This window comes from Abyssisolibacter sp. ZYX002 (genome assembly GCF_056892235.1).
Window position 1 is genome coordinate 331,639 of record NZ_JARMXH010000003.1, and the last position, 19,760, is coordinate 351,398.

The 19,760-nt window shown below is 29.1% G+C and carries 18 protein-coding genes and 1 tRNA gene; all 19 read left to right on the forward strand.

What is annotated here, in order from left to right; translation table 11 throughout:
• Window positions 1-160 precede the first annotated feature (160 nt).
• The 19 genes from P3X86_RS11635 (at window position 161) to P3X86_RS11725 (ending at window position 19,536) form a co-directional block, all read left to right on the forward strand.
• Window positions 161-757, forward strand: coding sequence for a ComEA family DNA-binding protein (locus P3X86_RS11635; RefSeq protein ID WP_483292863.1), 597 nt, complete (start codon window positions 161-163; stop codon window positions 755-757).
• A 10-nt stretch (window positions 758-767) separates the two neighbouring features.
• Window positions 768-1,811: a selenide, water dikinase SelD gene (selD, locus tag P3X86_RS11640; RefSeq protein WP_483292864.1), complete on the forward strand. Its 1,044-nt coding sequence runs from the start codon at window positions 768-770 to the stop codon at window positions 1,809-1,811.
• A 25-nt stretch (window positions 1,812-1,836) separates the two neighbouring features.
• Window positions 1,837-3,264: an L-seryl-tRNA(Sec) selenium transferase gene (selA, locus tag P3X86_RS11645; protein WP_483292865.1), complete on the forward strand. Its 1,428-nt coding sequence runs from the start codon at window positions 1,837-1,839 to the stop codon at window positions 3,262-3,264.
• Window positions 3,261-5,177, forward strand: a complete 1,917-nt coding sequence (gene selB, locus P3X86_RS11650) for a selenocysteine-specific translation elongation factor (RefSeq protein WP_483292866.1) — start codon at window positions 3,261-3,263, stop codon at window positions 5,175-5,177. Before selA ends, selB begins: the two co-directional genes overlap by 4 nt.
• A gap of 151 nt (window positions 5,178-5,328) precedes the next feature.
• The gene (locus P3X86_RS11655; RefSeq protein WP_483292867.1) at window positions 5,329-6,021 is read left to right on the forward strand and encodes a response regulator transcription factor; all 693 of its coding nucleotides are present in this window, start codon (window positions 5,329-5,331) and stop codon (window positions 6,019-6,021) included.
• Window positions 6,022-6,091: 70 nt separating this feature from the next.
• Window positions 6,092-7,459: a sensor histidine kinase gene (locus P3X86_RS11660; protein ID WP_483292868.1), complete on the forward strand. Its 1,368-nt coding sequence runs from the start codon at window positions 6,092-6,094 to the stop codon at window positions 7,457-7,459.
• Between the two features lie 7 nt (window positions 7,460-7,466).
• Window positions 7,467-8,321, forward strand: a complete 855-nt coding sequence (locus tag P3X86_RS11665; protein WP_483292869.1) for a GerMN domain-containing protein — start codon at window positions 7,467-7,469, stop codon at window positions 8,319-8,321.
• A gap of 48 nt (window positions 8,322-8,369) precedes the next feature.
• Window positions 8,370-9,302: an ROK family protein gene (locus tag P3X86_RS11670; RefSeq protein WP_483292870.1), complete on the forward strand. Its 933-nt coding sequence runs from the start codon at window positions 8,370-8,372 to the stop codon at window positions 9,300-9,302.
• A gap of 9 nt (window positions 9,303-9,311) precedes the next feature.
• A complete protein-coding gene (locus P3X86_RS11675) occupies window positions 9,312-9,923 on the forward strand; it encodes a HutD/Ves family protein (RefSeq protein ID WP_483292871.1) in 612 nt (203 codons plus the stop codon).
• Window positions 9,923-10,531, forward strand: a complete 609-nt coding sequence (locus tag P3X86_RS11680) for a lactate utilization protein (protein ID WP_483292872.1) — start codon at window positions 9,923-9,925, stop codon at window positions 10,529-10,531. The genes P3X86_RS11675 and P3X86_RS11680 overlap by 1 nt, the downstream gene beginning before the upstream one ends.
• A 321-nt stretch (window positions 10,532-10,852) precedes the next feature.
• Window positions 10,853-10,949: transfer RNA gene (locus P3X86_RS11685), tRNA-Sec, on the forward strand.
• Between the two features lie 396 nt (window positions 10,950-11,345).
• Window positions 11,346-11,822: a hypothetical protein gene (locus tag P3X86_RS11690; RefSeq protein WP_483292873.1), complete on the forward strand. Its 477-nt coding sequence runs from the start codon at window positions 11,346-11,348 to the stop codon at window positions 11,820-11,822.
• A gap of 29 nt (window positions 11,823-11,851) precedes the next feature.
• The gene (locus P3X86_RS11695; RefSeq protein ID WP_483292874.1) at window positions 11,852-12,211 is read left to right on the forward strand and encodes a hypothetical protein; all 360 of its coding nucleotides are present in this window, start codon (window positions 11,852-11,854) and stop codon (window positions 12,209-12,211) included.
• 209 nt (window positions 12,212-12,420) lie between these two features.
• Window positions 12,421-13,365: a DegV family protein gene (locus P3X86_RS11700; RefSeq protein ID WP_483292875.1), complete on the forward strand. Its 945-nt coding sequence runs from the start codon at window positions 12,421-12,423 to the stop codon at window positions 13,363-13,365.
• Between the two features lie 117 nt (window positions 13,366-13,482).
• Window positions 13,483-13,986: a 4Fe-4S binding protein gene (locus P3X86_RS11705; protein ID WP_483292876.1), complete on the forward strand. Its 504-nt coding sequence runs from the start codon at window positions 13,483-13,485 to the stop codon at window positions 13,984-13,986.
• Window positions 13,987-14,055: 69 nt separating this feature from the next.
• Window positions 14,056-14,517, forward strand: coding sequence for a GNAT family N-acetyltransferase (locus P3X86_RS11710; protein WP_483292877.1), 462 nt, complete (start codon window positions 14,056-14,058; stop codon window positions 14,515-14,517).
• 180 nt (window positions 14,518-14,697) lie between these two features.
• Window positions 14,698-17,193, forward strand: a complete 2,496-nt coding sequence (locus P3X86_RS11715) for a M28 family peptidase (protein WP_483292878.1) — start codon at window positions 14,698-14,700, stop codon at window positions 17,191-17,193.
• 243 nt (window positions 17,194-17,436) lie between these two features.
• Window positions 17,437-18,306: a sugar nucleotide-binding protein gene (locus P3X86_RS11720; RefSeq protein ID WP_483292879.1), complete on the forward strand. Its 870-nt coding sequence runs from the start codon at window positions 17,437-17,439 to the stop codon at window positions 18,304-18,306.
• Window positions 18,307-18,309: 3 nt separating this feature from the next.
• Entirely contained in the window at window positions 18,310-19,536 is a 1,227-nt protein-coding gene (locus P3X86_RS11725) for a glycosyltransferase family 2 protein (protein WP_483292880.1), read from the forward strand.
• The last annotated feature ends 224 nt before the right edge of the window (window positions 19,537-19,760 follow it).

Genomic DNA, 19,760 nt, shown 5'->3' on the forward strand with positions numbered 1-19,760 from the left:
TTTATAGTATAACAGAAAAAACATGCAACAACAATTAGTAATGGTCTAATGACAGTTATTTTGGTTAAAAAATAAAACTAATGTACTATACTGTATAAAAATATGGTAAAATATTGTATAATTTAAAATATATACTACAAAATAAAGGGAGTGAGCAGTTTTGTTTAACTTTACAAAAAAAGAACAAATAGTTATACTAATATTAGTAATATTAAATATCAGTTTAGTTGGGTATAATGTAAAGATAAAAAGTGATGTAAAAATACTTAAATCTAATCAGATAAAGTGTGAGACGCAGATAAGCGCAAACAATGAAATAGATACAAAAAAAGATGAAAATAAACAAGAAAAAGAAATTGTCTGTGTAGATGTAACAGGTGCTGTAGCCAAGCCAGGAGTTTACGAACTTTCAAAAGGTAGTAGAATAATAGATGCTGTAAATAAAGCAGGAGGTTTTACTGAGAAGGCAGATAGAGATAAAATAAATTGTAGTAAATTACTATACGACGAGCAACAAGTACACATATACAAAATAGGTGAAATTAATAACTTAGAAAGTGATGAAAAAATAAATATAAATACAGCAACAAAACAAGATATTATAGGTAAGATACCTGGAATAGGGGAAGTTAAAGCAAGCAGTATAATAAAATATAGGCAAAAAAAGAAATTCAAGGACATAAATGAATTATTGAATATAGAAGGAATTAAAGAAAAGACATTAGAGAATATAGCTAAATATATATATGTACAGTGAGGTGATAAATATGTCGTTAAAGGATAAAAGACTAACAGAAATGACTAAAAATGCTGGTTGAGGTGCTAAAATAGGTCCAGAGACCTTGGCACAAGTATTGTGCCATTTACCTAAAAACCCAAATGATGATAATTTATTAGTAGGTATAGGGACTTCAGACGATGCTGCAGTATATAAAGTAGCAGAAGACAATGCAATTATACAAACAGTAGATTTTTTTACACCTGTAGTAGATGATCCATATGTATTTGGGCAAATAGCAGCTACAAATTCACTAAGTGATGTTTATGCAATGGGAGGAGAGCCAAAGCTTGCTATGAATATCATATGTTTTCCTGATTGCTTATCACCAGATATAATGAGTGAGATATTAAGGGGAGGATATGATAAGGTATCAGAAGCAGGAGCTCTTATAGTTGGAGGACATACAATAGAAGATGATGTCCCTAAGTATGGGTTGACAGTTACAGGCTTTGTACACCCAGATGAAGTATTAACAAATGCCAATGCTAAAGTTGGAGATGTTTTAATATTAACCAAACCTTTAGGAGTAGGAATAATTAATACAGCTATAAAGGCTCAAATGGTATCAGATGAAACCTATAAAATAGCTGTTAAAAATATGACAACGCTAAATAAATTTGCAAAAGATATTGCTATAGAAGTTGGAGTTAATAGCATGACAGATGTAACAGGTTTTGGACTACTAGGACACGCATTAGAGATGGCAGAAGGTAGTTCAGTTAGCTTAAAACTAGACATAAAAAATATACCTATAATAGAAGAAGCAAAAGAATTAGCTTCTATGGGATTAGTTCCAGCAGGAGCTTATGCTAATATGAAATATATAGGAGATAAGGTTAATATATCAGAAGATATCAAAGAAGAGATATCAGATATACTTTATGATCCTCAGACTTCAGGAGGATTGTTAATATCAGTTCCAAAAGAAAAAGCAGATATTATGATGAACAAATTGAAAGAAAATCCTATTGAATGTAAAATAATTGGAGAAGTACTCGATAAACAACAGTATAGCATAATAGTAGAATAGACAAGTTGTGATTAGGATGGTGCAAATGAATAGAAAGTTATTTAGTATGCTTCCCAAAGTTGATGACATATTGGGAACACAGGAAGTTAGTAGCATTTTAGATACAGTATCTAGAGTTATTGTACTAGAAGCTGTTAGAGAAGAAATTGAAGCTATGAGGAAAGCTATAGCTGAAGGTGTTATAACAAGCGAGCAGGAGTTTAAAGATTTATTATCTGGTTTATATGGTAGAATTATATATAAAGTTAGAGATAAAAACGATAACAAGTTAAAAAGTGTTATAAATTGCACAGGAACAGTAGTTCATACTAATCTTGGCAGATCACTCCTTAGTAATGAGGCAGCAGAAAAGTTGAGTGAGTTATCAAGATCATATTCTAATTTAGAATACGATCTATTTTATGGTAAAAGAGGTTCAAGATATAGTCATATAGAATATATAATAAGAAAAATCACTGGTGCAGAGGCTACTATAGTAGTTAATAATAATGCTGCAGCAGTTATGTTAGTACTAAGTACTATGGCAAAGGAAAAAGAAGTTGTTGTTTCAAGAGGTGAATTAGTCGAAATCGGAGGTTCTTTTAGAATACCAGATGTGATGGAGCAAAGTGGTGCAAAATTAGTGGATGTTGGTACAACAAATAAAACACATGCTAGAGACTATGAAAATGCAATAGGTGAAGATACGGCAGCGCTACTAAAAGTACACACAAGTAACTATAGAATAGTCGGATTTACTGAGAGCGTGTCATTAGATGATATGGTATCTATAGGAAAGAAAAACGAAATCCCTGTAATAGAGGATATTGGAAGTGGTGTACTTATAGATTTAACTAAATATGGACTTAGTTATGAGCCAACAGTACAAGAATCACTAAAGAAGGGAGTAGATATAGTAACCTTTAGTGGAGACAAACTCTTAGGCGGACCACAAGCAGGCATAATTGTAGGTAAAAAAGAATATATAGATAAGATGAAAAAGAACCCACTAACTAGAGCTTTTAGAGTAGATAAATTTACAATAACAGCACTTGAAACTACACTAAAGTATTATCTAGATGAAGAAGAAGCAATAAAAAACATACCAACTTTGAGAATGTTGACTAAAGCTGTAGACCAAATAAAAGTAGATGTAGAGTCATTAAAATGTGAGCTAGAAGCTATTGATGAAAATAAGTTATTACAATACAGTACAGCCAATGTATATTCTCAAGTAGGTGGAGGAGCTATGCCTCTAGAGAGGATACCAAGCTATGCAGTAGAAATTACATCAAAGAATATAAGCATAAATAACTTAGAGAATATGTTGAGGAAAGTAGAGGTGCCTATAATTTCTAGGATTTATAATGACAAGATGTACTTAGATTTGAGAACGGTTAAGTCAAATGATATAGACAAGATAAAACAAGGTTTTATACAAGTATTAAAGCAGATAGAAGGAGAACTTTCATGAAAAATATAATAATCGGTACAGCAGGTCATATAGATCATGGAAAAACAACTCTGATAAAAGCTATAACTGGAAGAGAGACAGATAGGCTAGCAGAAGAAAAAGAACGTGGGATAACAATTGAGCTTGGATTTACTTATTTTGATTTACCAAGTGGGAGAAGAGCAGGTATAATAGACGTACCAGGGCATGAGAGGTTCATAAAGAACATGCTAGCAGGAGTAGTAGGTATGGATATAGTTGTACTCGTGATAGCCGCAGATGAGGGCGTGATGCCTCAGACAAAGGAACATTTGGATATACTCAATATGTTAGGTATAAAAAAAGGGTTAGTAGCACTTACAAAATCAGATTTAGTAGATGAAGAATGGCTAGAGCTTGTAAAAGAAGATGTAAGAGATAGTTTAAAGGATACTTTTTTAGAAGAGAGTGAAATACTAAGCGTGTCATCAACTGATAAAACTGGTGTAGACAAACTAGTAGGGCTTATTGATGATATGACAAAATCAGTACAAGATAGAGATGTCGAGGAAACGCCTAGATTACCTGTTGACAGAGTATTTACTATGACTGGTTTTGGTACAATAGTAACAGGAACACTTATAGAAGGTACTTTATCAGTAGGAGATGAAATAGAAATATATCCTAAAGGCTTAAAATCAAAGATAAGGTCATTACAAGTTCATTCTGACAGCCAAGAACATGCTTATGCAGGTCAGCGTGTAGCTATAAACGTGGCTGGGTTAAAAAAAGAACAGATAGACAGAGGAAATGTGCTCTCACTAGCAGGTGCTATGATTTCAACAGATGTGTTAGATGTAAAAATCAATTTGCTTGAACATTCACCAAGAGTTGTAGAAAACAGAAGTAGGGTAAGATTGTATATTGGATCAAACGAGGTTTTATGTAGAGTTATATTACTTGATAAAGATAACTTAACTCCTGGAGAATCGTGTTATGCACAACTCAGATTAGAAGAAGCTATAGCTACTAAACGAAAGGACAAATTTATTATTAGATTTTATTCTCCGATGACTACAATAGGAGGTGGAGAAGTATTAGAAACAAATCCTCAAAGGCATAAAAGGTTTGATGAGGAAGTAATTAAAGAATTAGAAGTTAAAGATAAAGGTGATAATGATGAAGTAATAGAAAAGATAATAAAAGATAAAAGTGCTCAAATACCAAATATAAAGCTACTATCAACTATTACTGCAATAAGTCTGAATAAGCTAGAAAACGTTATCAGTGATTTGGAATCAAACAATAAAATAATAAACATGAGAATATCAAATGACAATTATATAATCCATAGAGATTATTATGACAATTTAAAAGAAAGTATATCAGAGTTTTTAAAGGAATATCATAAAAAAAATTCATTACAGGCAGGAGTATTAAAAGAAGAACTAAGAAGTAAATTCCTTAGTAATATAAAAACAAATATATTTGACAATATTATAAGCATATTAGAAGAAGACAATATTATAAAGCAAACAAATGACAAAATATCCATATTTGAATTTGTAGTTAAATTTACTGATGAGCAAAATAAAATCAAAGAAAAGATTAAAACATATTACTTAAGTAACAAGTTTGCACCAGAAAAAAGAGAGTCTATTATCAACTTATTAGGTGATAATATAGAGCATGTAAATGAAGTTTTTGATGCTATGATAGATAATGGTGAGATTTTAAGAATTAAAGATGGAATTTACATTCACAAAGAAGCATACCAAGATGCAATAGATATATTAGTTGGTATTAGTGAGAACTTGGGAGAAATAACGCTCTCAGGTTTTAGAGATAGTCTCAATACGTCTAGAAAATATGCAATGTATTTATTAGAGTATTTTGATGAGAAGAAAATCACAAAGAGAAAAGAAGATGTTAGAATCCTAATCAAAAAACAATAATAAATTGGATGATAGGAGAACTTAGTATAAAATAAAGTTGTGATTTGAAGGACTATGATAGAAATATGTAGAAATAAAGCACTATAAATAAAATTAAGTAATTGAGTAACAACAAATGTTCTTATCAGATAAAATTTTGAGGTGATTTAAAATGGGTAGTAGAATATTAATTGTTGATGATGAGCCATTATTGGTTAAAGGTTTAAAATATAGTTTAGAGCAAGATAATTATGAAGTTGATATTGCATATGATGGGAAGGAAGCCTTTGACAAAGCTAAAGCAGAACAATATGATTTAATAATATTAGATTTAATGTTACCAGTAATGGATGGATTAGAAGTTTGTCAAAAAGTAAGAGAAATCTCGCAAGTTCCTATCATAATGCTTACAGCAAAAGGAGAAGATATTAACAAGATACTTGGGCTGGAATATGGAGCAGATGATTATATGACAAAGCCGTTTAATATCTTAGAACTAAAAGCACGCATAAAAGCTATACTCAGAAGAGTTAATCATAAAGATATGAAACTCGGTGAGCAGATTATACAACTTGATGGTTTCACAATAAATACTTTAGGAAGAAAAGTTAGTATAAGAAATAAAGAAATAAATTTAACAGCGAAAGAATTTGACTTACTATTATTGCTTACGACTAATCCTGGAAAGATATTCACTAGAGAAGAATTACTAGAAATAATATGGGGATATGAGTATTTTGGCGATTTAAGAACAGTAGATGTTCATATTAGAAGATTAAGAGAAAAGATAGAAGAAAACTCTAGCCAAGCAGAATATATACTAACCAAATGGGGAGTTGGTTACTATTTTAGGAATAAATCTTAGGAAGAATAATAAATTCATTAGCATGAGGTGGAAATTTATTTCCACCTATTTATTATTGATATTTATATTTATGATAGTTTTAAATATATTGATAGTAGAAAAAGTAATAAGTACAGATCTAGAAAATAGGCATGTAGAAGAATTTACGAAAGCAAATATGACAGCAAATAGATTAAAACATTACAGTGGTAGTGAATATGATTACCATATAGCTGTAGTACAAAACATAATGTATAACTTGAGTAAAGATTTTGGATCAAGAATATTAATGACAAATAATAAAGGCGTAGTAGTAGCTGATTCTTATGATAAACTAGTTAATGTAAAGTTAAATCATAGAGAAATAAACGAGGCACTAAAGGGAAAGAACAGTACGGGAACTTATTATTTAGAAAACATAGGAAATACAATATACACTGCTGTTCCAATATATAAAAACGAAGTGTTAATAGGTGCGGTTTTGTTATCTACATCAATAGATGATATATTTATAAAAATGGACAATTTAAAAAAGACATTATATCTTATTTATATAATTTGTGCAGTAATAACTACTGTAATAGGTATAGTTATGTCAGATTATTTACTTAGTCCAATAAAGAAATTTACTAAAACTATAAGTAATATGTCTATGGGTAAATTAGGTCAAATAGTAACAGTTGATACAAATGATGAATTTAAAAGATTAGCTAATACATTCAATTTATTTAGCACTCAACTTAGTCAAGTGGACATGCAAAGAAAAGATTTTGTAGCAAATGTGTCACATGAGCTTAAAACACCACTTTGCGCTATAAAGTTACTATCTGGTTCATTGCTACTTGAAAATGAAGTAAATGTAGATATCTATAAAGATTTTTTAACGGATATTGATTCAGAAGTAGATAGACTAACAAAAATAATAGACAATTTACTAGAGCTAGTAAATTTAGATAGCAAAAAAATCACATTAAACTATCAAACAGTTTATATTAATTATCTTCTAGAAAAAATTATACAGAGAATGAAGCCGATAGCTAAAGAAAAAGATATAGCCATTAAGTATGACCAAATAGACCAAGTGCAAATGGATGTAGATGTTGATAAAATGCATCAGTCAATAATAAATATAATACACAATGCAATAAAATATACTCCAAATGGAGGAAAGATTGTTGTTAGCTTATCAAAAGAAGAAAACAATATGGTCATAGAAGTTAAAGATACAGGTATAGGGATCCCAGAGAAAGATATAGAGCATATATTTGAGAGATTTTATAGAGTTGATAAAGCTAGGACAAGAAACACTGGAGGTACAGGCTTAGGGCTTTCAATAGCACACCAAATAGTAGCACTTCATCAAGGTTTTATAGACATAAAAAGTGTCTTAGGAAAAGGGACATCGTTTTTTATTAGGATACCAATTGATAGTCAAGATATCTATCAAGGCAGGAGGTAGTTAAAATATGTATAAAAAGATACTAATAATAGCTTGTATGTTGACGTTTATTCTTGCTGGATGTGGTAAAGAGTTTTACAAAAATGAGGATGAAAAACAATGGCCAATTATAGAACCATATGCTTATAATTTAAACTCAAATATAAGCTTATATTTTGCCAATAAGACAGAAGATAGATTATCTGTAGAAAAAAGAGTAGTAAAAAGCGATAAAAACACTTTGAAAAATGTAATTATAAATGAGCTATTAACAGGGCCAGTAAGTAAAGATAGAGTTGATATTATACCAAACGATGTAAAAATAATATCGATATTAGAAAAAGATGGAATAATATATTTGAATTTATCCAAAACAATTAAAGAACTAGACATAAACGAGCAAAAAGAAGCACTTATATTGTATTCGTTAGTTAACACAATTTGTGATTATAGAAGCAATATAGGAATTCAGATTCTCGTAGAAGGTAAAAGATGTGATAAATTCATAAAATACTATAGTATAAAAGATACAATTACAACCAGTGAATTAATATTAAAAAAATATCAAAGTCCTATTAGTTTAATTAGAACGTACTGTGATTATATCGTAAATAAGGATTATAGTAGTGCAGCACGAATGAGAAACTCATATCAGGAAAGTGGCGATATCAAAGAAATTATATACGAAATAAAAAGTCAATTTAATAACATATCAACAATCAATATAAAAGAATATACGATTGACAAATATGATAAAAAAATTGAAATTTTACTTGTGTTAGAATTATTAGATGAAGATCAAATGGGCTACATGTATAACTATAAATGTACTATAGAAATGAAAAATGGCAAGTTTATAATGAATGATATCTATAGAGTTTAAAAATAAGTTGTTTATATTATAGTGTTAAAAAATAAGGAGGAGATTATATTGTTTATCGGAGTGGATTTAGGAGGAACAAATATTGCTGTTGGGATAGTAGACAGTAAGCACAATATACTTAATAAAATATCAGTAAAGACTTTAGCTACAAGAAGTTCAGATGAAATAATAGACGACATAAAAAATACAATATTAAAAGTAATAGAGATGTCCAATTTAAAATTATCAGATATCGAAGGAGTAGGAATAGGAGTACCGGGATTAGTAGATGATGTAGGAAATGTAATTTCTTGTGTAAATCTAAATTGGTATGGAGTGAAGGTAACAGAAAAACTAAAAATGGCGTTGGGCAAAGATATTTATATAGATAATGATGCTACAGTAGCAGCATTAGCAGAGAAATATATAGGAGCAATGAAAGAAGCTGAAAGTGGAGTCTTTATAACGCTTGGGACAGGAATAGGTTCCGGGATAATAATAGATAACAAGGTATATAGAGGGCATCACAGAATCGGAGCAGAATTAGGGCATATGATAATAGGAGAGAATTTCTATGATTGTAATTGTGGGAAAAATGGATGTTTTGAAACATTTGCTTCATCAACAGCTATTATAAAATATACAGAAAAATTACTAAAAGAAACAGATGAAGAGAGTATGTTAAGAGGCAACACAATAGATGCAAAAGCAATTTTTGATTGTGCAAAAAAAGGAGATAAATTAGCACAAAAAAGTGTCAACAGACTTGTCAAATATTTAGCGATGGGTATTCAAAATATAATATGTATATTAGATCCACAGGTTATAGCAATCGGAGGAGGTATATCTGGAGCAGGAGATTATCTTTTAGATATGGTAAAAAAAGAAATAGGGAAAGACAAAAACTATAGTGATATGCCTATAGCAGAAATAAAGTTGTCACAATCAGGAAATCAAGCAGGAATAATAGGAGCAGCTATGCTATGTAAATGTGAATCATAGAGGTGATATATGAAAAAGTATGATATTAAAATAATCAAAAAGAAACAGCAAATAACCAGTAACTGGTCAGGAGGAAAAACAACAGAATTGTTTATATACCCACCAAATAGTAACTATAAACAAAGGAATTTTTTATGGAGACTTAGTTCAGCAACAGTAAATGTAGAAAAATCAACATTTACTCATTTACCTGAGATAAAAAGAGTACTCATGGTACTAGAGGGAAGATTAAAGCTAGAACATATAGGACATTATAGTGTAGAGTTAGAAGAAGGTGAACAGGATACATTTGACGGAGATTGGGTAACAAAAAGTTTTGGAAAAGTTAGAGATTTCAACTTAATGTTAACCCATGGATATACAGGACAAGTAGAAATAATGAATTCTACCTATATTGACTTAAGTACCAAAAACGGAGAGTGCAAAACAGAAGTGATATATTGTTTAAAAGATGATACTCGTATTAGATTAAAAGATGATGATATATTGCTAAATAAAGAAGATTTATTAATAATAGATATAAAAGAAGGTTGTAGTAACCTTGAAGCATCATTAACAAATGATAAAGAAGATGGTATCAAAGTAATCAAAACCACAATACTGAAGGGAAGTAGGGATTAATGAAATACCAAAAGTTGATTGAAAATCTCAACAGTAGAAATATAAAGGCTATTTGTTGTAATGATATTAAAGAAGCAAATTACAAAATACTAGATATGATTGCAAGTAGTCTTACAGTAGGTATAGGAAACTCAAAAACATTAAAAAAGATGGACATATCAAATATTCTAATGGGTAGAGGAAATATAGTATATGATAAGACATTGGCTAAAACAGATGAACAAGTTAAAGAATTAAAGAAAAAATCATTATTAACTGATTGGTATATAACAGGTACTAATGCAGTATCAGTAGAGGGACATCTGGTCAATATAGACCATAGTGGAAACAGAGTAGCTGCGATGATATATGGGCCAGATAAAGTAATAGTAGTAATAGGGAAAAATAAAATAGTAGGTACATTAGAAGAAGCAAAGGAAAGGGCAAGGAATCATGCAGCAGCACTGAACGCAAAAAGGGCAGGATATAATCCGCCATGTTTGAATGTGGGAACATGTGTTGATTGCAGGAGCATAGAAAGAGTATGCTATAACCATGTGATAATAGAAGGGCAATATGACCCTAATAGAATGATTGTAGTTATAATAGATGAAGAGTTAGGGTTTTAATTTACTTTGATATATAAAATCGTTAAAAAGAGAAGTATAAAAGATGAATTTATGTAAGTAGCTTGAACTAATAAAGAGTTTTGCTAATTAAACCTGAAAGTTGTTTAGAAGTATATCTGGTTTTCATATGTAGTGGCTTTAATGAGTTTATTTCAACATCTATTAGAACAATTAATGATTTTTACGGAACTGATATGCTTCTACTATTAAGTAATCACTAGTTAGATTCAAAATATGCTTTAGACTAAAAAAGATCAAAAATTACATCACAGCCCTTGACAAAAGCATATAAATTTTTTATACTATAATAGTTGCAATTATGGGGGTAGATGGTGGCTGGTGTTGCCTCTGGTCTTCAAAACCAGTATGGGGCGTTAGGAGCGTCCCGGGTGGGTTCGATTCCCACATACTCCCGCCATAAAAAACGTCGTTAGACGTTTTTTTATTTTACGAAAAATTTTAGGTAAAGAGTAAAGAGAATAAGTAATGAAAAAGAAATTAGTAGAGGCTGTATATTAATTGGTACATAAAAATAGTGAATTTAAAAATGACAAAGAGGTGGTGCTAGTATCGATACAGGGCATCACTTTTATAATACAAAAGATAGGACCAACAAATTAGTAATATTAGTGATATAATAAAAATATAAATAAATTAGCGAGTAAAATAACAAAGTTTGTGATTATGAATATAATATAAATATGTATGTGAAATAAAACAAAAGGGTAAAAATAATCTTTAAAGCTTTACAAAAATATACAACAATGGTATTATAATCTTAGGTGTGCTATTTTCATGTAGTAGGTGATGATAATTGAATAGAGAAACTAAGATTGAAAAAATGATTGTTGATGATAAACCCACTAAGTTTGCATCTCTAGGCTGGCGATGCATATACACTACAATATGTTGGCTAATATTAGGAAATACTATTTCAGCAGATAGAAGTTTTTTAGTTTCATTATTTATTTTTTCTATGCCTTTATTCATGGATTATCTCAAATTTATACCTGTTAGAAAGGGTTGGCGTATGGCTATACGCAAACTGGGAATAATACTATCAGGTACATGGCTTAGTATAGGATTACTAGGACTTTTTGACATCATACGTATGTGTGGCATAGATGATGAAGTGTTTTTTCAGGTGAGCAACAATTTTATTGTGTTAAAAGGATACTTAGTAGCTGCAAAGCATATTTGGTGCTTAATTGGTGTGAGTGTTTTTTTCACGCTAATAGACTACGTTGCATATGAGAAACCTATGTACAAGAAAATTAAGAACAAAAGCTAATAGATATACAAGGAGGAAGGAGTCTGTATATGAGTTCATGGATGATTCTATATGCTATAGGAATTATTTACTTTGCTATAGTTATAGGAATGGTTATCAGATGTCTTTCAAAAGAAGACATGAAAGATGTTGCATGGGTTTCGTTAATAGCACCAATAATAGTCGTATTCATTATATTAGCTGTACTTATAGATATATTTACAGAAAAGAATTACTGTTTTAAGGCTAGGGTATTAAACCTATGTAGAGCAATATGGTTTTATATTTGCACATTTCCGTTAGCAATGGTTATATTTTTAGAAGAAGTTTCTAAAACAGGTGTATTAAAATGGAGAAGTGCTAGAAGAGACCTAATGTTTTGTTATAAAAATAAATATGCGTTAAATTAATCATAAAAATAAAAGCGTCTTGTTGACAGCTTTTTTTTTGTGCATTTTTATCTACGTTAAAATAGCAATATGGAATAGACATAAATATATTAAAAAATAAGTTGAATTATGTAAATAACCTTTATTAATAAAGTAACTTATGATAAGATAAGTATTAGTAAAATAATATCGAATAATGACAATATACATCGAATAATTGGAGGAATTATATGATAAAAATAATGGCTGATTCAACTTGTGATTTATCGGCTGATATAATAAAAAAGTATGATATATCAGTAGTACCACTTACTATTAACATAGATGGTAAGACATACAGAGATAAAATAGATATAACAGCAGATGAGTTTTATGAAATATTTGAAGATATACAAGATAATCCAACAACATCTATGCCAAGTCCAACAGAGTATTTAAAAGAATATAACAAAGCTACAGATGATGGATATAAAGAAATACTATGTATATGTATGTCTAGTGGTACAAGCGGAGCATATCAATCAGCCGTTATAGCAAGAGATTACTACTATGAAGAATATGAAGATACAGATGTCAAAATACATGTAGTAGATTCCAAATGTATGAGTCACGGAAGTGGATGGTTGATATTAAAAAGTGCAAGGATGAGAGAAGAAGGAGCCAGTTTTAAGGAATTAGTGGATTTTAACGAAAAGTATAAAAAGAATGTTAAACATTTTTTATCTTTAGATGATTTATCACATCTAATAAGGAGTGGGAGACTTTCAAATGCAAGTGCCTTCATTGGTAAATTTCTAAAGTTAAAACCAATTATGACAATGAAAAATGGTAAAGGATCAATAGTTGCAAAAGAGCGTGGGCAAAAAAGAGTGTTAAAACACTATATAAATGAATTTTTAAATAGAAATGATTGGGATATGACAGACTTCATTATCATAGGATACACATCAAATATTAGCATAGCTCAGACACTAAAAAGTAAGTTAGATCAGACACCCTATAATGGTGATGTATTTATAATGCAAATGGGGGCGGCAGTAGGTACACATGTTGGTCTAGGAGGTTTATCAATGTTTTTCATGGAGAAACTTAGAAAGATGGATAACTTATTGATAAATCAAATGCATGAATTAGTAGAGAAAAAGAATGAGCTAATAGATAAATTCATGAAATAATAAAAACGAACAAAAATAATTAATTATCAAAAATTATTTTTGTTTTTTTGTTGCATATATCTATATATTCAAATATAATAATATTAGGAATAATAAATATATTATGGAGGGAAAAACATGAAAAAGAGAAAATCATATATGAATATATCATGGATATTTCTAGTTAGTTTTTTTATATTATCATTATTAGATATTAGATTTGGAATGCTTGGTTTCATTTGTATGATAGTTCCGTTATATCATGCTACAAGAAAAAGAGGAAGGATTCATTGTTCACATTATTGCCCCAGAGGCTCTTTCTTAGGTAGATTCCTGAAAAATATAAGTTTAAATAACGACATGCCTAAATGGATGAAGAGTAAAACAACTAAACATATTATACTAATATTGATGATAACAATGTTCTCTATTTCAATGATTACGACTAAAGGTGAATTGTTAAAGATTGCATTTAATATGTTTAGATTTATAGCTGTATCATCTTTGATAAGTGTGATGCTAGGAATTATCTATAAACCTAGAAGTTGGTGTGTTATTTGTCCAATGGGACACAGTGCAAAGCTTATTGATAAAGCATTGAAAGCTAAAGATCAAAAGCATAGAAATACAATTAAAGTGTAAAGTAATAGCTTGAGATTCACAAAACCTTCTGATATTATATAATAACAATGAATATTAGAGGTGCATAAAATGAGAATAATTAGAGTCACAAATATAACTGAATTACAGCAAATCAAAGAACTCTTCATAGAGTACGAAAAATCATTAGATATTAATTTAAAATTTCAAAATTTTAAAGAAGAACTAGAAGTGTTATCCAAAAAATACGGAGAACCAGATGGGACTATGCTACTAGCGTTATACAATAATGAAGTCAGTGGTTGTGTTGCAATAAGAAAGATTGATAATCAGATATGTGAGCTAAAAAGATTGTATGTTAAACAAGAATTTAGAGGAAAAAAGATAGGAATTGCGCTAATTTCCGAGGCAATAAAGAGAGCGAGAAAAATTGGTTACAAATCCATGAAATTGGATACATTAAAGAGGATGAAAAGTGCTGTAAAGTTATATAAAAGATTTGGATTTAAAGAAACAGAGCCTTATCTTTACAACCCAATAAAGGACGCTTTGTATTTTGAAATAGAACTATAAAAAACTTAGGTGATTAACCTAAGTTTTTTATAGTCCTAATTGAGTAAATATTAAATTTTTTTAACTTGTAAAAACTTTAGTGTTAAGTTTTTGTATAATTTACACAAAATAATTGACTGAATTTTCAAAAAATGATACCATTGTGTAAAATATTTCTAAATATAAAAAGGAGGAAGTGCAATGAAAAGATCAAGGAAAATATTGATATCAATAATAGCTTTATTAACTATAGTGTGCTCTTTTTATACGATAGAAGCGTATACAGTAAAGCAATACACTATAGATACAACAATGCAGACACTGATATCAGACGATTTTAAAGGCAGATTAGCAGGAACAGAGGGAAACGACAAAGCTGTCGATTATATTACAAATGCATTTGAAGCTTTTAAGCTTGAAAAATTCGATGATGATTATTATCACGAAAGCTTTAAGACTATATATCATCCAGAAGGTCAACAACACCATTTAGAAGTTATTTTTAAAGATGGTACAAGTAAAATTTACAAGTATGGTGAAGATTATATAGATTATCAAATCAAAGATAATATTGATATGATAGCAAAAATCACTTTTGATCCGAAAGATGAAAATTTGAAAGATAAGATTCTTGTTCTAGATAAAAAACAAAAAGTTAAGGTTTTTTCATTACATACAAAAGGAGTACTTCAAGTAAAAGATAGGTTTTTTAGGTGTGTTGGAGTATTTAAAAAATTAAAGTTCCCATATGTTCAAATTTCACAGAATTTATATAATGATTTAAAAAACAAAGGCGTTGAGAGTGTAAAATATAAATCAATATATACTCCAAGTGAGGTTCAGCTTAAGAGTGTCATAGGAAAAATATCTGGAAAAGATTCTACAAAAGCAGTAGTAATATCTGCACATTTTGACCATGTAGGATGGATAGGAGATGCAATATATCGTGGTGCAATAGACAATGCTTCAGGAACAGCAATAATACTAGAGCTTGCTAAGAAGTTGAAAGAGCAATCATTAAAAGAAAAATTTGATATGGATATAATTATAGCTGCTTTCAATGGCGAAGATTCTTTAATACCATGTAGTGAAGATTTTGCAAAAGATTTTCAAAGCAAATATGATGAATTATATAATATAAATATAGATTGTATCGGAAAAAAAGACGGAGGAGTTATAACGTTAAATGGTGAGCGTAAAGATACTGGGTTAAATGATACTCTAAAGGAAGCTTTAATTGATTGTTTTACTACTAACAATATTGAAGTTTTAGATGAAACATATGGCTTTAGTGATCATCTTTCATTCAATGAAAGAGGTATATCGGGTGTGACAATAGGGCAGAAAGATATACAAGGAGAAAATAATACTACTTCTATACATACAATAGATGATGATATGTCTATAGTGGATTTCAAACAAATATATGATGTAGTAGATGCTATATATGATTTTATTATCACTAATGATGGTACTGTTTTCAAATCACACAATTATACCATAGAAAAAACAATGCGAGTATTGACATCAGATGAATTTAAGGGCAGATTAGTAGGGACAGAGGGAAATGATAAAACAGTTGATTATATTACAACTGTGTTCAAGGAATTAGAACTTGAAGAATATGATGATGACTATTATCATGAGATTAATGGAACTATATATCATCCAGACAAACAAGAGCACTATTTAGAGGTGTTTTTTAAAGATGGTACAAACAAAGTGTATGAGTATGGAGCAGACTATGTTGATAGTATGATTAAAGAGTACAATGAACAGGCGAAGATTACATTTGATCCAAAAGATAAGAATCTAAAGGATAAAATACTAGTATTAGATAAAGATGATAAAACAAAAACTTATCAATTGAAAACTAAGGGTGTATTCAAAGAAAGAGATACTTTTTTTAGGACTATAACTATGTTTAAAAGAAATACACCTAGAGTGCAGATTTCTAATAATTTGTATAAGGACTTAACAACAAAAGGAGTTGATTATGTAAAATTAAAAATAAAATATGTTCCAAGTGAGAAAGTTATCAATAGTGTTATAGGTAAAATAAAAGGAAAAGATTCATCAAAGGCTGTTGTATTATCTGCACATTTTGATCATGTAGGATGGGCTGGGGACACTATTTTTACTGGTGCTGTTGATAATGCATCAGGTATCGCAACTATTTTAGAGTTGGCTAAAAAATTAAAAGATCAATCTAGAAAAGAACCTTTTGATATAGATATAATTATAGCTGCTTTTAATGGGGAAGAGGATTTATTTATAGAATGTAGTTCTGATTTTGTTAAAGATATTGAAAAGCAATACGACGAATTTTATAATATTAACATTGATTGTGTAGGGAAGAAAGAAGGAGGACAGATAGTATTAAGCGGTGAATATGAAGACACAGGTCTAAATACAACTTTGAAAGAAGCATTACAAAAGAATTTTTCTAAGTATAGTATGGAAACTATAGATAAATATGGTGCATATAGCGATAATATAGCATTTAACAATCATGATATATCAAGTATTATGATTACACAAGAATATATATTGGGACAAAATGGAACTGCCAAAATTCATACTCCAGAAGATAATATAACTATAATAGATTTCAGCCATATTAAAAAAGTTGTTGATATAATCTATGATTTTATTATGGAGAATGATGGAGTGATTTATAAACCTAGCAATAAATAGTTACAATTCATATAAATTTCAGCGTAAAAGCATGATTCCTATTTACATTATGAATCATGCTTTTAGTTGTTCAAGATTAAGCAAAATTACTTTACTGAACATTCTACGGAACGTATAAAAAGAAGAGTACATATATTGAACTAAGGTACAACCTTGATTAATAAAGTATAAATTAGTTAGTTATTCTATTGTTAATTATTATAGCATAATGATATAAATAAATATATAAGGAAGTTGTTGTAAATGCATAATATATTAATATTAGGTTCAACGGGTATGGCAGGGCATGTTATAACCATGTTCTTACAAAATAAAGAGGGTTTTAATGTGTATAATCTGTCTCATAGATATAAATTAAATCCTCAAAGTAAAATATTAGATGTGATGGATATAAATAAGATAGACAATTATCTAAATACACTTCAGCTTGATTTCATAGTTAATAGTATAGGGGTTCTAAATAATAATGCAAAGTTAAATATTGATAAAGCTATATATCTAAATAGTTATTTTCCAAATTACTTGTCTAATAAATACAAGAACACAAATACAAAAATTATTCAACTGAGTACAGACTGTGTATTTTCTGGACTTAAGGGAAGATATAAAGAAGATGACTTTAGAGATGGCAATACTATATATTCAAGAACAAAGGCATTAGGAGAACTAAAAAATAACAAAGATATAACGCTTAGGATGTCTATAGTAGGACCAGATGTTAATGAAGATGGAATAGGGCTATTTAATTGGTTTATGTCGAAACATGGACAAATTAAAGGTTATGATAAAGCTTTGTGGAATGGATTAACAACATTAGAACTAGCAAAGATAATAGAGGTGTGTATTAGGAATGATTTAAGAGGACTATACAATATTGTTTCAAAAGAAATTATTAGCAAATACAAACTATTGATGATGTTTAAGAAAGTCTTTAAAAGATATGATATTATAGTAAAACAAGATAGTGAATATGTGGTAGATAAAAGTTTAGTGAACACAAGAAATGACTTAGAGTATGAAGCACCTGAGTATGAAAAAATGATAAAAGATATGAAAGAATGGATAATCAAGCACAGTAATCTTTATCCACATTATTTTAGAGTAGAGGTATAGAATATGAGTTATATAAAGGATTTGGTGAGTGTAGTTATTCCAACTTATAACTATTCAAAATATATTACTGAAACGATAGATAGTCTAAAGTATCAGACTTATAAGTTTATAGAAATAATAATTATAGATGACTGTTCGGTAGATAACACAGAAGAAATATTAAGGGAATATATTTTCAATAATAAAGAGTATTTTCATGATATAGTATATATGAAATTGCCTAGAAATAGTGATGAATGGTGGGCACTAAACATTGGCTTTTTCATGTGTAAAGGAGAATATATAGTTATTCACGGTTCGGATGATATAAGTGAAAAAACAAAGATAGATAAGCAGGTAAAATATCTACAGAAGAATAAAAGTGTATCTTGTGTAGCGACGGGCTATTATAGTTGTGACGAAGATATTAAAAATTGCATAAACGGAAGCTTTTGGCTGTCGTTTAATAGACAAGAAATCAAGTATAATTATATTGCAGCTAGAGTTAAACACTGCATATGTTATGGAACATTGATGATTAGGCGATTTGTTATAGAAAAGATTATAGGGACTAAGAAATTAGTGCCAGTTATAAATGATATGTATTTTGTTAGAGATATAGTAAGGAATGGATTTGTAGTAGATAATATTAAGCAAAATTTATATTATATAAGAACACATAAGAGACAAAAAAGTAAGAGTATAGATGATAAAGACTATATCCACCAATCTATGAAATATATTAAAGATAGAGTATCAGCTGTCATAATTATTAATGATATGGCAAAGAGTATAAAAGCACTAAAGAGTATATTAAATCAAAGCTATAAAAATATAGAAATCATAGTTATTAATGAAAGTAATAAAGAAATTTATGACGAAATAATAAAATTAAATCACAAAGATACTTGTTTGTGTTATCTAAAGACCAAACGCAAAATTGGATTTCCGTTAGCATTAAATGTTGGAGCATATTTAGCTAGAGGTGAGTTTATAGCATTTAATGATAGTGAAAATATTAATTATAAATACCGATACGAAAAGCAAGTAAAAGATATACAAGAGAATAAATTTGATTTAGTTACTACAGAGAATAAAAAAAGCACTGTAAAAAATATTGCAAATATATATCATATAATGATGTTAACAAATATCATAAATACTACAGCGGGTATCAGTTCTTATTATAAAGGAAAAGAAATAACTAAATTCTTAGAAAATGTCGAAAAAAATTATAATGTAAAAAAATAACTATTTTTCATTATATTTTAGAGAGCTGTCTTTAGACAGCTCTCTTTCATATGTATTTATATTTTTGTTAAACAAAATTACAGAAAAATATTGAATCTTAAAAATTTATTAAATAGAGCATGAATATATTTAAAAACCATCTTAAAAATGTTATACTAGTATAGTAACAAATTAATTTGATTATTGACCTTAGAAAAAACTAAAATTCAGAGTTATTAATACTT